This is a genomic window from Kitasatospora sp. NBC_01246 (assembly GCF_036226505.1).
Lineage (GTDB): Bacteria > Actinomycetota > Actinomycetes > Streptomycetales > Streptomycetaceae > Kitasatospora.
The window spans coordinates 4,042,086-4,056,626 of sequence record NZ_CP108484.1; the positions used below are offsets into that span (position 1 = coordinate 4,042,086).

General features: G+C 74.1%; 14 protein-coding genes. 5 read left to right on the top strand and 9 right to left on the bottom strand.

All coding sequences use genetic code 11. The features are described from left to right. Window positions 1–45 precede the first annotated feature (45 nt). Window positions 46–531 carry an STAS domain-containing protein gene (locus tag OG618_RS38035; protein ID WP_442906813.1) on the top strand — a complete coding sequence of 162 codons (486 nt, stop codon included), beginning with the start codon at window positions 46–48 and terminating at the stop codon, window positions 529–531. Here the strand turns inward: OG618_RS38035 and OG618_RS17770 are convergent. The 5 genes from OG618_RS17770 to OG618_RS17790 all read right to left on the bottom strand — a co-directional run bounded on the left by OG618_RS17770 (window position 442) and on the right by OG618_RS17790 (window position 4,727). Then, on the bottom strand, window positions 442–1,425 hold the full coding sequence (locus tag OG618_RS17770) for a sigma-70 family RNA polymerase sigma factor (protein ID WP_329488468.1): 984 nt from the start codon (window positions 1,423–1,425) through the stop codon (window positions 442–444). The genes OG618_RS38035 and OG618_RS17770 overlap by 90 nt on opposite strands. An 84-nt stretch (window positions 1,426–1,509) precedes the next feature. Further along, window positions 1,510–2,748: a serine hydrolase domain-containing protein gene (locus tag OG618_RS17775; protein WP_329488469.1), complete on the bottom strand. Its 1,239-nt coding sequence runs from the start codon at window positions 2,746–2,748 to the stop codon at window positions 1,510–1,512. A gap of 221 nt (window positions 2,749–2,969) precedes the next feature. After that, window positions 2,970–3,236, bottom strand: coding sequence for a hypothetical protein (locus OG618_RS17780; RefSeq protein WP_329488470.1), 267 nt, complete (start codon window positions 3,234–3,236; stop codon window positions 2,970–2,972). A gap of 219 nt (window positions 3,237–3,455) precedes the next feature. Continuing rightward, complete coding sequence (locus OG618_RS17785; protein WP_329488471.1) at window positions 3,456–3,722, bottom strand: UBP-type zinc finger domain-containing protein; 267 nt, start codon at window positions 3,720–3,722, stop codon at window positions 3,456–3,458. Between the two features lie 162 nt (window positions 3,723–3,884). Further along, window positions 3,885–4,727, bottom strand: coding sequence for a helix-turn-helix transcriptional regulator (locus tag OG618_RS17790; protein WP_329488473.1), 843 nt, complete (start codon window positions 4,725–4,727; stop codon window positions 3,885–3,887). Window positions 4,728–4,927: 200 nt separating this feature from the next. Here OG618_RS17790 and OG618_RS17795 point away from each other — a divergent pair, with 200 nt between their 5' ends. Further along, window positions 4,928–5,689: an SDR family oxidoreductase gene (locus OG618_RS17795; RefSeq protein ID WP_329488474.1), complete on the top strand. Its 762-nt coding sequence runs from the start codon at window positions 4,928–4,930 to the stop codon at window positions 5,687–5,689. Window positions 5,690–5,753: 64 nt separating this feature from the next. Then, on the top strand, window positions 5,754–8,522 hold the full coding sequence (locus OG618_RS17800) for a lysylphosphatidylglycerol synthase transmembrane domain-containing protein (RefSeq protein ID WP_329488476.1): 2,769 nt from the start codon (window positions 5,754–5,756) through the stop codon (window positions 8,520–8,522). 134 nt (window positions 8,523–8,656) lie between these two features. Here the strand turns inward: OG618_RS17800 and OG618_RS17805 are convergent, their stop codons facing one another. Beyond that, the gene (locus tag OG618_RS17805; protein WP_329488477.1) at window positions 8,657–8,851 is read right to left on the bottom strand and encodes a hypothetical protein; all 195 of its coding nucleotides are present in this window, start codon (window positions 8,849–8,851) and stop codon (window positions 8,657–8,659) included. Window positions 8,852–9,120: 269 nt separating this feature from the next. On the opposite strand from OG618_RS17805, the gene OG618_RS17810 reads away from it, so the two are divergent. Next, complete coding sequence (locus OG618_RS17810; protein ID WP_329488478.1) at window positions 9,121–9,762, top strand: class I SAM-dependent methyltransferase; 642 nt, start codon at window positions 9,121–9,123, stop codon at window positions 9,760–9,762. Beyond that, window positions 9,759–10,334 carry a TrmH family RNA methyltransferase gene (locus OG618_RS17815; protein ID WP_329488480.1) on the top strand — a complete coding sequence of 192 codons (576 nt, stop codon included), beginning with the start codon at window positions 9,759–9,761 and terminating at the stop codon, window positions 10,332–10,334. Before OG618_RS17810 ends, OG618_RS17815 begins: the two co-directional genes overlap by 4 nt. A gap of 65 nt (window positions 10,335–10,399) precedes the next feature. On the opposite strand, the gene OG618_RS17820 is transcribed toward OG618_RS17815, so the two are convergent. From OG618_RS17820 to OG618_RS17830, 3 genes are all read right to left on the bottom strand, one after another. Continuing rightward, the gene (locus OG618_RS17820) at window positions 10,400–11,458 is read right to left on the bottom strand and encodes an MDR family NADP-dependent oxidoreductase (protein WP_329488481.1); all 1,059 of its coding nucleotides are present in this window, start codon (window positions 11,456–11,458) and stop codon (window positions 10,400–10,402) included. Further along, entirely contained in the window at window positions 11,455–13,164 is a 1,710-nt protein-coding gene (locus OG618_RS17825) for a phytoene desaturase family protein (protein WP_329488482.1), read from the bottom strand. Before OG618_RS17825 ends, OG618_RS17820 begins: the two co-directional genes overlap by 4 nt. Before the next feature lie 134 nt (window positions 13,165–13,298). Then, window positions 13,299–14,489 (bottom strand): cytochrome P450, encoded by a 1,191-nt coding sequence (locus tag OG618_RS17830; protein ID WP_329488483.1) that lies wholly within the window; start codon window positions 14,487–14,489, stop codon window positions 13,299–13,301. Window positions 14,490–14,541 lie beyond the last annotated feature (52 nt).

Consider the following 14,541-nt stretch of genomic DNA (forward strand, 5'->3'; position numbering starts at 1 on the left):
GGTCGTGGTCGTGGTCGTGGTGCGGTGCGGTGCGCCGCTTCCGCGGTGCGTCGCTTTCACAGGGGTAGACCGGGGCCGGCAGCGGAACTCATCGCTCCACCGGAGACTTTTCCGAACTTCTCCGAGAGACTCCGCCGCCGCCTGCTCCAGGAACCTCGCCGCAGGCCGATGAGCCGGGACCGCCCGCACGGTCTGCCCTGCATGGACACTCACCCGAACAGCCCTCACCACACCCACCGCGAACCCCTCACCCGCCCAACGCTGACCTGCGACGTCGGCGCCCTCACCACCCCCGACCTGGCGGTGGTCGACGCCCTCGCCCGGCTCCGGCTCGCCGCCGGGCGCCACGGTGTGCGGGTGGTACTGCTGAACGCGAGCGGCCCCCTGCGGGAGCTACTCGCGTTCAGCGGCCTGGCCGGCGCCCTGCCGGTCGCCGGGGCGCTACCCGTCCAGCCGGGGCGGGAGACCGAAGAGCGGGAAGAGCGTGTCGGTGTCCAGGAAGTTGGTGAGACCGGTGATCCGGCCCGCTGACACCTCCAGCACGATCAGCGCCCACGGCTCGTGCCCGCCCGCCGGGCTCGGCCGGTACTGGCCGAACGCCGGACTGCCGTTGGCCTCCACCGGAACGAGCCGCGAACCCCGGCACCCGTGGCCGGGGCCCAGCATCCACTCGCGGATGTCGGCGTGCCCGGTCAGCCACAGCTCGTACGGCGGCATGTTGAGCGTGACGTCCTCGTGCAGCAGCGCGGCCAGCCCGTCCATGTCGTACGCCTCGAAGGCGCTGACGTAGCGGGCCAGCAGCGCGCGGTGGTCGTCGTCCAGCGCGGGCGCCGGACGGGCGGCCGAGGCGTCCGCCGCGAGCACCGCCCGGGCCCGCTGGAGCGCGCTGTTGACCGAGGCGACGGTGACCCCGAGCAGCTCGGCGACCTCGGCCGCCTTCCAGCCCAGCACCTCCCGCAGGATCAGCACCGCCCGCTGCCGGGGCGCGAGCCGCTGCAGCACCGACACGAACGCCAGCCGCACGGAGTCGCGCTGGGCGGCCACCTCGGCCGGGTCCCCCGTCTCGGGCAGGATCCGGCCGTCCGGCGCCGGCCCGATCCACGTCACCTCGGGCAGTTGCGCCTCGGTGGCGGTGGCCACGGTGGACGGCCCGGTGAGGTCCATCGGACGGGCCCGGCCGTTGCGGCCGTTCAGCGCGTCCAGGCAGACGTTGGTGGCGATACGGTACAGCCAGGAGCGCAGCGCGGACCGGCCCTCGAAGCCCCGGTGGCCGCGCCAGGCGCGGACCATCGTCTCCTGCACCGCGTCCTCGGCCTCGAAGACCGAGCCGAGCATGCGGTAGCAGTAGCCGGTCAGCTCCGTCCGGTACCGCTCCAGCTGGAGCTCGACCGGCTCGACCGGCTCGCCCGTCATCAGGTCGGCCATCGCGCGCCCCCGTGTCCTCGCCTCGCCAGTGATCACGGTGAACGTACCGCAGGGCACTGACAACCCGGGCCGCCCCCCTTCCGGTCACCCCGCCTTCGGGTACTCCTGGGCCGAGTCGAAGGAGGTGGTCACGATCTGCCAGACCTTCGGGAACTCCGCACCGGACAGACCGGTCGGGTTGATCGAGTAGACCACCTTGCGGCCGAGGTCCTTGGTGGCGAACACCCCGCTGGTGTACCCGGGCCGGGAGCCGGTCTTGCCCCAGACCTGGACGCCGTTGGGCAGGGTGGCGCTCATCAGGCCCTTGCTGAAGCAGGCGTGACCGGCGGTCGGACCGATCTCGCAGTTCTTGTTCCGGTGGTTGGGCACGTCCGGCACGTCGAACAGCTCGGCCTGCTGGGCGGGCGGCAGCAGCCGGCCGCGCAGCAGCGCCGTCATGAAGCGGTCCAGGTCGGCGGCCGAGGAGACCATGCCGCCCTCCGCCCACGGCCAGGGGCTCTGCCCGGTCACGTCCACCCGCTGCCGGACGCCGTCCGGGCCGGTGACGTCCACCCACGCGGGAGCGTGCGGGGCGGGCAGCGCGAGGTCGTCGCGGTCCGGGACGACGGTGTCGCGCAGGCCCAGCGGCCGGGCGATCCTGGTCTGCACCTCGCGGGCGAAGGTCCGGCCGGTGACCTTCTCGACCAGCATCCCGGCGATGAAGGTGTTGATGCCGTTGTACTGCTGCGCGGTGCCCGGCGCGAAGCCCATCGGCTGCGCGACGGCGTCCGCGACCACCTGGGCGGGCGTCCAGGAGTCGGCCTTGTGCGCGGCGAACCAGCTCTCCGTGCCGTCCCCCGAGGTCAGACCGCCGCCGCCCGGCAGCCCGCTGGTGTGGTCGAGCAACTGGCCCACGGTGACCGGCGGGTAGGAGGCCGGCAGCAGCCCCGGCAGGTAGTGCTGGACGGTGCCGTCCAGGTCGATCCGCCGCTCGGCGGCGAGCTGGAGCACCACGGTGGCGGTGAAGACCTTGGAGATGCTGCCGATCCGGAAGCGGGCGTCCGCCGACACCCCGGCCCCCGCCGTGCCGGACCACTGACCGCCCCGGCCGCCGACCCGGACCAGCGCGCCGGTGACGCCCCCGGTCGGCAGGTCGGCGAGCGTCCGCGCCAGTGCCGCGCCGTCCGGCGGCCCGGCCAGACGGACGGCGGCGGCCGAACTCGCGCTGTCCGTCGGACGGTCGGCCGCCAGGGCGGGCGTCGCGATGCCCGCGACGGCGGCCACCAGCAGCGCGCCGGAGACGGCGAGGGTGTTCCAACGGCGGTCGCGTACGGGGGTCTTCATCGGTTTGCGCTCCAAGTGCGGCTCGTCCGGCGGGTGACGCTCTCCCAGCGGGTGGCGGTCCACCCGGGAACGAGTCTTCGGGAGCGCGGCACACCGGCCATCCGGGACGGGCCCCCAGCTGCCCCGGAGGCGACCCCGAGACGGTTCGGGGACGCTCCCGGGCACACGTCAGGGGGCGGGCGCCGCATTCGGCGCCCGCCCCCTGGCGAAAGGCGTCCCGCTCAGTGCGCGGAGTGCTTCTCCGCGCCGCGGTGGCGGTGGCCCTTGAGTTCGGCGTGCATCGCGGGGGCGGAGTGCATGGCCGTCGTCCCGACGTCCCGGCCGCCGTGCCGGAAGGCCCCGTCGGAGCCGGACCCGGCGGCGGACGGGGCACGGGTGCCGAGCCTCGGGGGGAGCGGCTTCGGGGTCATCGCCATGCCCCGGCGCTCCAGCAGCTCCTGGGTGCCCCGGCGGAGCTTGTCGGTGCCGCTCGGCGTTCGCTTGGTCATCGTCGACCTCCCTTCGGCGGTCACCGGCCCACGAGGGGCGTCGACCGGGAGGGCCGCACGGGCGTTATGTCCGGGATTGGGCAGGATTACACATCCGGACGGCCGGCGACGTCCGTGCGAGCCGGTGCCGGCGGGGCGGTGCCGGTAGGGGCGGGGCGGGGGCGGTGGGGCGGGGGTGGTGGGGCGGTGCCGGTACGGGCGGGGCGGGGGCGGTGGGGCTCAGCCCATGACCTCGTGGACGAAGCACCAGCGCCAGTCCTCCCCCGGCTCGTACGAGCGGATCACCGGGTGGGAGCTGTTGTGGAAGTGCGCGGTGGCGTGCTTCCCCGGTGAGAAGTCGCAGCAGCCGATGTGCCCGCAGTCCAGGCAGAGCCGCAGGTGCACCCAGTCCCGGTTGCCCGCGGCCAGGCAGTCGGCGCAGCCGTCGGGCGGCGGCAGGGGCGCGATGTCCTGGGGTGCCGTGGCGAGGTCTTCGCAGGAGCTCATGCACGCAGAGTAGTGACGGCAGCCCCGGGCCGTCGCCCAAGACACGCCCGAGCCGGGCCGCACCGGGCCGTCTCCAGCCCGAGCCGTCTCCCGCCCGGCCGTCTGCTGCCCGGCCGTACGGCGGCCACGCCGTGTGACGCGGGCCCGCGTCACACGGCAGGCTCACTCCGCGGGGACCCGCGCCCCCGGGGCCGTCCAGCTCGCCAGCATCGCGAGCTTCTGCGCGGTCGGCGAGCCGGGCGGGGCGGTGTAGGCGACCAGCAGCTGGTCGGGCGAGCCGTTGACGCTCAAGGTCTCGTAGCCGAAGTCGAGTTCGCCGACCAGCGGATGGTGGATCAGCTTGACGCCGTGGGTCTTCTGCTTCACCAGGTGGTCCGCCCAGAGCCGACGGAAATCCTCGCTGCGCACGGAGAGTTCGCCCACCAGTGCGGCCAGCTTGGCGTCCTCGGGGTGCCGGCCGGCGTCCAGCCGCAGATAGGCGACCGTCTCGGCCGCCACCGCGTCCCACTGCGGGTAGAACTCCCGCGCCGCCGGATCGAGGAAGGCGTACCGGGCGGCGTTGCGCCGGTCCGGCGGGGTGGCCGAGTAGCCCTGCACCGCGTCACCGAGGGCGTTCCAGGCGAGCACGTCCATCCGGCGGCCGAGGACGAAGGCCGGCACCCCGGCCATCAGGTCCAGCAGCAGCCGGGTGCCTTCGCGGACCGCCCGCCCGCCGCCGGCCGTCGTGGCCGGGCGCGCCGGGCGGGCCAGAGCGCGCAGGTGCGCGGCCTCCACGTCGTCCAGCCGCAACACCCGGGCCACCGCGGCCAGTACCGCGTCGGAGGCGCTGCCGCCCCGGCCCTGCTCCAGCCGGACGTAGTAGTCGACGCTGACCCCGGCGAGCTGCGCGACCTCCTCGCGGCGCAGGCCCTGCACCCGGCGGCGGCCGTGCGAGGGCAGGCCCACCTCCTCGGGCTGGATCCGGGCCCGGCGCGAGCGGAGGAAGTCCCCGACGGTGTTCTCCATGCCCGCAGCGTAGCCGCGGCCGCGCGCCGCGAGGGTGGTACGGCCTTACCCAGGAAAGGCGGTACCAGGAACCGCGGTCCCGGGAAAGGCTGTCCCCGGGCTGCGCTTTCCCAGGACATCGGTGGCCCTGGATGGCCCGCCCGGGCCCGCGCAGAGTGGTCCCGTCAGCCCGACCGCAAGGACCACGAAGGCAGGACCTCATGAGCTACGCCGCCCTGGCCACCCGTACCGCCGTCGTCACCGGAGCCGCCAGCGGCATCGGTGAGGCCACCGCCCGCCTGCTCGCCGCGGGCGGCGCCCGGGTCGCCCTGCTGGCCCGCCGCACGGAGCGGCTGGACGCGCTCGCCGCCGAGATCGCCTCGGCCGGCGGCCAGGCGCTCGCCGTCACCACCGACCTCACCGACCAGGCCTCGGTGGACGCCGCCGTCAAGGCCGTCCACGACGCCTACGGCGCGGTCGACCTGGTCGTCAACAACGCGGGCGTGATGCTGCCCAACCCCGTCGCCGACGGCCGGCTCGACGAGTGGACCCGCATGATCGACACCAACCTCACCGGTGTGCTGCGGATCCTGCGCGCCTTCACCGCGGACCTCACCGCGGCCGCCGGCGAGGGCCGCACCGCCGACCTCGTCAACGTCTCCTCCATCGCCTCGCACGTCGTCTTCCCCGACTACGCCGTGTACGGGGCCACCAAGGCCGCCGTCACCCAGCTCTCCGCCGCGCTCCGCACCGAGCTGGGCCCGCGCGACGTCCGGGTCAGCACCGTCGAGCCCGGGCTGACCGACACCGAGCTGGCCGGGCACATCGACAACCCGGCGCTGCGCGAGCAGCTGGGCGGGATGTTCGCCGCGATCCCGGCGATGACCTCCGAGGACATCGCCGACCTGATCGCCTACACCGTCACCCGCCCCCGGCACGTCAACCTCCGCCACCTGGTCGCCCTGCCGACCCGGCAGGCCTGAGCCGTCGGCGGCCCCGCCCGGGTTCCCCCACCGGGCGGCGGGCCGCCGTGGGAGCATGCCAACCGTGGCGATCGTGGCGGGGAGTACGAACAGCGACACCGGCGGTGCCCGGGCGGGCGGCCCGCCCGGGCCCCCCGGTACGCCGGGGCCGGACCGTGCCCCGGGGCAGGCCGGGGTCACCGAGCCCGCCGTCCCCGGACCGACCGCTCTCCCCGAGCAGGCCGCCGCGCCCGGCCCCGCCGGCGCCCCCCGCCACGCCGGCACCCCCGAACGCCCCGGCGCACCCGGGCAGGCCGCCGCGCCCGGCCCCGCCGGTCCCGCGTTCCCGCCGGACCTACCGGCGGCCCGGCCCGGCACGCCCGGCCCCGCCGCCGCCGGCCGGGTCCGCCAGCCGGTGGCGCTGATCCGGCTGCTCGTCGGCCTCGCCACGATCGCGCTGACCCTGCTGCTCGCCGACTACGCCCGCGCCACCACCAGCGGTATCGCCGCCGACGTCGCCCAGGCCGCCCGGCTGGTGCCCCGCCCGCTGTCGGCGCTGGCGGGCGGGCTCTCCACCGCCGCCCTGCTGCTGGTACCGGTCTGGTCGGCGGTCCGCCGGCTGCTCTCGGCGGTGCCCGACCGCCGGCGCATCCTCCAGCACCTCTCGGACGGACTGCTGGCCGCCGTCCTCGCCTACGGCGCCTGCGTCGCCATGGACCTCGGGCTCGACGAGCTCGCCCCCGCCTCGCTGGTCGCCGCCCTCACCCAGCCGCTGCCCGGCGCCGGCCTCGCCCACACCGAACCGGTCTACGGCTACCTCGCCCCCGTCTTCGCCTTCATGACCGCCTCGGCCGCCCGCGAGCACCGGGTCCCCCGGATCGTCCTGTCGGTCTCCGCCCTCGCCGGACTGGCCGCCGGGTACGCCACGCCGACCGCCCTGCTGCTCGGCCTGCTGCTCGGCTGGACGGCCGCGCACGGCACCCTCTACGCCGTCGGCACCCCCGACCCCCGGCCCCGGCCCGCCCAGCTCCTGCAGAGCCTGCGCGAGGCGGGCCTGCGCCCCGTCGCCGCCCACCCCGCCGGGCCGGACCGCTACCTGGTCCGCCAGGAGGCCGGCCGCCCCGACCTCGACGTCCAGCTGCTCGACCGGCAGGCCGTCACCGCCGCCCTGGTCCAGCGCGCCTGGCGCCGGCTACGGCTGCGCACCGCCCCGCACCCCCGCGCGCTGCGCTCGCTGCGCACCGGGCTGGAGCACGAGGCCCTGGTCTCCTACGCCGCCGTCGCCGCCGGCGTCCGCACCCGTCGGATCGCCGCCACCGCCGGGCTCGGCCGGGACAGCGCCCTGGTCGCGTACGAGTACCTGCCCGGCCGCACCCTGGACCAGCTCGCCACCGACGAGCTGACCGACCCGCTGCTCGCCGACGCCTGGTCCCAGCTCGCCCTGCTCCAGCGGCGGGAGATCTCGCACCGGGCCCTCGTCCCCTCCTCGCTCCTGGTCGACCGGGCCGGCGCGGTGCACCTGGTGGACCTCGCGGACGGCGACATCGCGGCGAGCGAGCTGGTGCTGCGCTGCGACATCGCCCAGCTGCTCACCACGCTCGCCCTGCGGGTCGGTGCCGAGCGGTCGGTGCGCAGCGCGGTGGCGGTGCTCGGGCCGGACGCCGTCGGCGCGGCCCTGCCGCTGCTGCAGCCGATCGCCCTGGCCCGCACCACCCGGACCGCGCTCAAGCAGACCTCCCGGGCGCACTGCGCCGCCCTCGCCCCGGCAGCCCCCGGCGCTCCCGGCGCTCCCGGCGCTCCCGGGGCGACCGCCGCCGGCCGGGCGGCCGCGCCCGCGCCGCCCGGCGAGCTGCTGGACGCGATCCGCGCCGAAGTCCTGCGGACCCAGCCGCAGGCACCTGTCCGAGCGGTGAAGGTGGAGCGCCTGCGGCCCCGGACGCTGCTGGCCGTGGGCGGCGGCGTGGTCGCCGGCTGGCTGCTGCTGCCGCAGCTCTTCGCCTCCGAGCAGAACCCGATCGCCGCGCTGGGCGACGCCGACCCGCTCTGGCTGGCCCTCGCCGTGCTGACCGCGGCCGCCAGCCACTTCACCGCCGCGATGGGCTTCGTCGGCTTCGTCCCCGAGCGGCTGGACTTCCGCCACGCCGTGCTCGCCCAGCTGGCCGGCTCCTTCGTCAAGCTGGTCTCGCCGGGCGGCGTCGGCGGGGTCGCCCTGAACACCCGCTTCCTCCAGCGGGCCGGCATCCCGACCGCCCAGGCGCTGTCCAGCGTCGGCGTCGGCCAGCTCTTCGGCCTGGTGCTGCACCTGCTCCAGCTCGGTGCCTTCGTCTACCTGCTGGACCTGGAGCCCGGTGGCTCCGAGCTGGACGCGCTGCCGGCCGTGGTGAGCGGCCTGGCCGGCGCGGCGGTGCTGCTGGCCGGGGTCTCCGCCGTGCCGCCGGCCCGCCGCTGGCTGGCCGCCCGGCTGCGGCCGCTGACCTCCGAGGTGCTGCCCCGACTGCTGGAGCTGCTGCGCAGCCCGGGCCGGCTGGCCGTCGGCGTGACCGGGCAGCTGCTGGTCTCGCTCTGTCTGGTCGCCTGCCTGTACTGCTGCGTCCGGGCGGTCGGCCGGGAGCCTGCCTTCGCCTCGGTCGCGGTGGTCTTCCTGATCGGCAACGCGGTCGGCAACGCGGCGCCGACCCCGGGCGGGGCCGGCGCCGTGGACAGCGCGCTGGTGACGCTGCTGGAGCACACCGCCTCGATGGAGGAGGGCGGCGCGCTGGCGGCCGTCGCGCTCTACCGCCTGCTCACCCTGGTGCTGCCGGTGCTCCCGGGCTGGGCGGCCTTCGCCTGGCTGCAACGGCGCGGGGCGCTGTAGCCGCCGTAGCGGCGGGGAGCGCCCTAAGCGCCGTAGCGGCGGAGCGCTGTGGCGGCGGAGCGCTGTGGCGGCGGGGCGCTGTGGCGCCGGGGCAGTGGCGCCGGGGCAGTGGCGCCGGCAGGGGCGCGGTGCCGCTACTCCCGGTACTCGTCCTCGTCGAGCTCGACGACCCGGCTCTGCTCGGCGACGTCCGCGACCTCGGTGGCCGGATCGGCGCCGAGCGCCCGCCGCTCGGCCAGCTCGTCGTACTCGTCGCCCTCGTCCGCCTCGTCGTCCGGCTCGACCGCCTCGGCGACCTCGTCCAGGTAGTCCTCGTGATTCTGCGGCATGGCGTCCGTCCTTGCTGCTCGGAGGCTCCCACGGGGCCCGTTGGGGTACTGGAAGTATCCGCCGAGGGCCGCCCGGACGCGATGCGCCACCGGGCCTTCGGCGTGTTGTCCGGTCCCGGTCCGCGGCCTGCGGACCGGCCTCCCGCCTGCCCGGCCACCGGCGCGCAAAACGGATGCCCGGCCGCCGGGGGTACGATCAGTGCCGTACCAGCAGGGCTTACCCTCACCCACCCGGTGGCCCCGAAGCCCTTACGAACGACGGGGAAATCATGTCCGGCTCGCACTACTTCACCGGTGCACCCGAGGTCGCCAGCGAGCGCCGTCCGATCACGGTCAGCCTGCCGGACGTCACCCTGGAACTGACCACCGACGCCGGTGTGTTCTCCCGCAGCCGGCTCGACCCGGGCACCCGGATCTTGCTGGAGCACGCGCCGCCGCCCCGGGTCCGCGGCCCGATCCTGGACGTCGGCTGCGGCTACGGCCCGATCGCGCTGACCTGGGCGACCAGGCGCAAGCGGCTGCCGGTCTGGGCGGTGGACGTGAACACCCGCGCGCTGGAGCTGGTCCGGCTCAACGCGGAGGCGCTCGGCCTGGGCAACGTGCAGGCCGCGCTGCCGGAGGACGTCCCCGAGGACCAGCGGTTCGCGGCGATCTACTCCAACCCGCCGATCCGGGTCGGCAAGGGCGAACTGCGCCGGCTGCTGCACCAGTGGCTCGGCCGGCTCACCCCGGACGGCTCGGCGTTCCTGGTGGTCCAGAAGCACCTGGGCTCGGACTCGCTGCAGAAGTGGCTGAACGACCAGGGCTACCCGACCACCCGCGTGACGTCGGTCAACGGGTTCCGGATTCTGGAAGCGCGGCCCCGCCCGGAGGGCGAGGGCCCCGAGAGTGGACGAGGTACGACGTCGTGAAGCAGCTCCGCGGGACCGAACTGAAGCGCTTGCACCGCCAGTGGCGGCGCAGCAACGAGTTCCGGCTCGCGCTGATCCTGGAGAACCTCCAGTCGCCGTTCAACGTCGGCTCGGTCGTCCGGACCGGTGCCGCGATGGGCGCGGAGAAGCTGTACCTGACCGGCGACACCCCGTCGGTCCGCTCCTCCGGCGCCCAGAAGGCCGCGATGGGCACCGACAAGTACCTCAAGGTGGAGCACTTCCCCACCGTCGCCGAGGCCGTCGCCGCCGCCAAGGCGGACGGCTTCAAGGTGGTCGGCCTGGAGCTGGCGGACGAGGCGGTGCCGATGTTCGCCGCCGAGCTGACCCCGGCCGTGGCCTTCGTGCTGGGCCACGAGGACCGCGGCATCACCCCCGACGCGCTCGCGCTCTGCGACCAGGTGGTGTTCGTCCCGCAGCTCGGCCGCGTCGGCTCGCTCAACGTCTCCGCCGCCGCCACGGTGGCCTGCTACGAGGCGCGCCGCCAGGGGTACGCGCTCAGCGGCACCCCGGACGGCAGCGACCCGGGCGGCCTGGACCTCGACGACGAGTGACCCCGGAGTGATCGCCGGGTGAGCCCGGTGGGGCTCACCCGGCGGGGCTCACCCGGCCGGGGCCCTCACACCTCGACCAGCACCTTGCCCCGGTTCGCCTCCCGGTCGACGTAGAGGCTCCGGTAGGCCTTCGGGATCTCGTCGAAGCCCTTGTGCACGGTCTCGTGGTAGCGGATCTCGCCGCGCCGGACCAGCTCGCCGAGGTCCGCGTGCATCGCCGTCAACTGCGGCTCGTCGAACCACTCCTGGGCGAAGATCCCGCGGATGGTGGTGCGCGGGAACATGATGTACGGCAGCAGCCGGGGCCCGGTCAGCTCACCGTTCACCGTGGTCGCCCACTGCCAGCAGACCGCCACCCGGCTGTCCACGTTGAGCATGGTGAACACCGCGTCGGTGACGCTGCCGCCGAGGTTGTCGAAGTAGCGGTCGACCCCGTCCGGGGCGGCGAGCAGCAGCGCCGCGCGGACCTTCTCGGCGTCGTCCGCCTGGTCGTAGAGCACCACGTCGTCGAAGCCGAGCTCCTTCAGGTACGCGGCCTTGCCCGCCGAGGCGGTGGTGCCGACCACCCGGCCGGCGCCCGCGCGCCTGGCCAACTGGCCCACCAGGGTGCCGATCGCGCCGGAGGCACCGCTGATCACCACGGTGTCGCCCGGCCGCACCTCCAGGAACTTCGTCAGCGTGCCCCAGGCCGTCATCCCGGGCGCGCCCATGACGCCGAGCGCCGTGGAGAGCGGCAGCCGCTCGTCGTACCGGGCCGGGTCGAGCCGGCGGTAGGCGGGGAAGAGCATCGGGAAGACGCCGGTCTTCCACAGCTCCTCGACGCCGTTGTGGACGACGTGGCTGCGCCAGCCGCCGAAGCCCTGGACGAGGTCGCCGACCTGGAAGGCCGCCTCCGGACCGGCCTCCAGCACCTCCATGATCGAGTCCGCGCCCATGTGGTGGCCGATCGGCGTCTCCAGCGCGAGGCCGTTCTGGTACGGGTCGACCGAGACGTACCTGGTCCGGAAGAGCATCTCGTCGGGCCGGAGGCTGACGTCGACCTCCTCGACCACCTTCCGGTAGATCCGGTTGACGTCCGGCACCCCGTCGAGGTGCTCGCGGACCACCCACTTCTCGATCTTCATGCCAGGGCCCCTGTCGAAACGGTACTGGTGGACGGGATCTCCTCGACCGGCCCGGTCTGCTGCTTCGGCGGCCGGCCGACGGGGAGGATCAGATGGGTGGGCGGCGGCGCGCTCAGGTCGATCTCGGCGCGGAACTCCCGCCCGTCGTCCCGGCAGATGAACTGCATCACGTGCCGGCCGGCGGCGGCCGCCCGGATCAGGCCGCCGATGGTGGCCCAGACGCCGGAGAGGTAGAAGTCGGAGAGCCCGGGGAGCACCGGACCGTTCTTCTTGATCTCCTCCTCCACCGTCTCGCTGCCCTCGACGAAGGGGTTCCAGCCCGGGAACGTCCCGTCGTAGACCCCGGTGTAGCGGACCTGGGTGAGCGGGGTCGAGACGTCCGCCACCGCGACGGCGCTCTTGAAACCGGGGAAGCGCTCGTCCAGGAAGGCCACGATGCCGTTGCGGACCTTGCGCTTGGCCGCCATGTACTCCCGGCCGTGCTTGACCGGCAGGGTGTGCAGTTCCTCGCCGCGCCGCACCCGGGAGGACTGCTCCGGACCGTCGTGCAGCGCCCGCCAGGGGTCGATGTCGGAGAAGTAGGTGGCGAACACCACGGTGGACTCCCGTGGCGCCAGCTCCGGGTAGTGCCGGGTGCGGAACTGCACGTTCATGCTCGGGCAGCGGATGCCGGTGAGCTCGGCGGCCCGCTGCTCGTCCAGCAGGTAGGTGGTGCACGGGTCGCCCTCCGGGAAGGGCCGGCGCAGGCCCAGGAAGAGCGCGACGTAGCCGGGCGACAACTGACCCGGCTCGTCGATCAGCGAGGTGTAGAGCCTGCGGTAGGTGTCGTTCAGATAGCGGCCCTTGAGCAGCTTCATCACCGTGGTGTGGCCGTCGGCGGCGGAGACCACGATGTCGGAGCGGAACTCCCGCCCGTCGCTCAGCCGGACGCCCACCGCCCGGTCGTCCTCGACCAGGATCTCCTCGACCTTGGCGTTGTACGTCACCTCGCCGCCGAGCTTCCGGTACCGCTGCTCGATCGAGCGGGCCAGCGCGAGCGAACCGCCCTCCGGCACCCCGGCGGCCTGGTTGGCGTGCGAGGCCAGCTGGAAGTAGAAGGGCAGCACCGGGAAGGCCGGGTGCTTCTCGTAGAGGATGAAGTTGAACGCCTCGCGCAGCAGCGGGTCCTGGAAGCGCTGCGAGTAGTCGGTCATCAGGACGGTGATCGACTTCCGGATGGTGTTGAAGTACGGGAGGAAGGAGGCCAGCATCCGCCAGCGCTCGATCCGCCCCATCAGCCCGACCGGCTTGAGGAACGGGTAGACCGCCAGCGCCTTGCGGAACGTCCGGATGCCGTCGCAGAACTCCCGGACCGGCTTCGCGTCGGCCGGCGAGATGCCCAGCAGATGGGCCTCCAGCCGGTCCGGGTCGGAGTAGAAGTGCACCGCCCGGCCGTCCCGGCCGCGGACGATGTTGAACACGTCGAAGTGCCGCATCTCCTTGCCCTGGAGGGCGCCGAGCTCCAACCAGATCTGGTACATCTCGTTGCCCGGCCCGTTGCCGAGCAGCCAGCTGATGCACCAGTCGAAGGTGAAGTCACTGCGGTCCCAGCCGGTGCAGGAGCCGCCGGGGATCTCGTGCATCTCGAAGACCTGGGTGCGGTACCCGTTCATCTGGGCGTAGCACCCGGTGGAGAGGCCGCCGAGGCCTCCGCCCACGATGATCATCGTTTCTCGTCTGCGCGCTGGCGCCTTGTGCCGTGCCAATTCCCTGGCCTTCCTCGTGGTCATGCCGGTGTGCCGAGTGCCGTGTGCCGCGTACTTGTTCGCTGCTCGCTGTGCGCTGCGTGCCGGGCGCTGTGTCACCAGGCGATCGGGAGCGCCTGCAGTCCGTTCACCATCGCGTCCGCCTTCCAGCGCAGTTCGTCCTCGGGGACGGCCAGCCGCAGGCCGGGCAGGCGGTCCAGCACCGTCTCGATCGCCACCTGGAGCTCCAGCCGGGCCAGATGGGCGCCGATGCAGTAGTGCACGCCGTGGCCGAAGCCGATGTGCGGATTGCCCTGGCGGTCCAGCACGAGGCGCTCCGGCTCCTCGAAGACCTCCGGATCGCGGTTGGCCGCGGCGGTGGCGATCATCACCGCGTCACCGGCCCGGATCGTCACCCCGCCCAGCTCGACGTCGGCCGTGGCGTAGCGCGGCAGGCTGAAGCCGGTGAGCAGCGGCACGTACCGCATCAGCTCCTCGACGGCCTTCGGGATCAGTTCGGGCTTCGCCCTAAGGCGGCGCAACTCCTCCGGATTGACAAGGAGTTGGTGGAAGAAGTTGCCGATCTGGTTGGTGGTGGAGACGAAGCCGGCGATCAGCAGGTCACAGGCGATCGAGAGCAGCTCGTCCTCGCTGATCAGCCCCTGCTCGCGGCAGGCCCGGACCAGGACGGTCAGCAGGTCCTCGCCGGGTTCGCGTCCGCGCAGGTCCAGCACGCCGGCCATGTACTCGATGAACGCCTGGCCCTCGACGGCGAGGACCTCGCCGGGGGTGACGGCGGAGAGCACCGTCTCCGCCCACTGCCAGAGCATCCGGTGGTCCTCGGCGGGGATGCCGAGGACCTCGCAGATGATGGTGGTCGGCATCGGGATCGCGAAGTCCTCGACCAGGTCGGCCGGCGCACCCGCCGCGAGCAGGCCGTCGACCAGCTCGTCGGCCAGCTCCCTGGCCCGGACGCGCAGCCGCTCGACCCGTCGGGCGCTGAACTCCTTGGCCACCAGCGAGCGCAGCCGGGTGTGCTCCGGCGGCTCGGTGGAGAACAGCCCGGCGCCGCTGCGGGCGACCGGACGCATCCGGGGCTGGTCGTGGCCCATCGCCTCGGCGAGGCTGAAGCGCGGGTCGGCCAGCACCGTCCGGACGTCCTCGTAGCGGGTGACCAGCCAGGCGCCGTCACCGTAGGGCAGCCGGATCCGGGCCAGCGGCTGCTCGCGCAGCTCGGCGTACCGGGGGTGGAGGTCGAGGCCGAGCGACGCGAACGGGTAGGACAGCGGCGGCTGCTGCCTGAGCATGAGGTGGTCCACCTCTCGTGAGGGACTTCCATGGCCATGGGGGCTACTGGGA

What these genes read in the sequence shown, in the direction of transcription:
- OG618_RS17770 (WP_329488468.1), bottom strand. Translation starts at nt 1,425, where the DNA reads ATGGCCGACCTGATGACGGGCGAGCCGGTCGAGCCGGTCGAGCTCCAG.
- OG618_RS17775 (WP_329488469.1), bottom strand. Translation starts at nt 2,748, where the DNA reads ATGAAGACCCCCGTACGCGACCGCCGTTGGAACACCCTCGCCGTCTCC.
- OG618_RS17780 (WP_329488470.1), bottom strand. Translation starts at nt 3,236, where the DNA reads ATGACCAAGCGAACGCCGAGCGGCACCGACAAGCTCCGCCGGGGCACC.
- OG618_RS17785 (WP_329488471.1), bottom strand. Translation starts at nt 3,722, where the DNA reads ATGAGCTCCTGCGAAGACCTCGCCACGGCACCCCAGGACATCGCGCCC.
- OG618_RS17790 (WP_329488473.1), bottom strand. Translation starts at nt 4,727, where the DNA reads ATGGAGAACACCGTCGGGGACTTCCTCCGCTCGCGCCGGGCCCGGATC.
- OG618_RS17795 (WP_329488474.1), top strand. Translation starts at nt 4,928, where the DNA reads ATGAGCTACGCCGCCCTGGCCACCCGTACCGCCGTCGTCACCGGAGCC.
- OG618_RS17805 (WP_329488477.1), bottom strand. Translation starts at nt 8,851, where the DNA reads ATGCCGCAGAATCACGAGGACTACCTGGACGAGGTCGCCGAGGCGGTC.
- OG618_RS17810 (WP_329488478.1), top strand. Translation starts at nt 9,121, where the DNA reads ATGTCCGGCTCGCACTACTTCACCGGTGCACCCGAGGTCGCCAGCGAG.
- OG618_RS17820 (WP_329488481.1), bottom strand. Translation starts at nt 11,458, where the DNA reads ATGAAGATCGAGAAGTGGGTGGTCCGCGAGCACCTCGACGGGGTGCCG.
- OG618_RS17825 (WP_329488482.1), bottom strand. Translation starts at nt 13,164, where the DNA reads ATGATCATCGTGGGCGGAGGCCTCGGCGGCCTCTCCACCGGGTGCTAC.
- OG618_RS17830 (WP_329488483.1), bottom strand. Translation starts at nt 14,489, where the DNA reads ATGCTCAGGCAGCAGCCGCCGCTGTCCTACCCGTTCGCGTCGCTCGGC.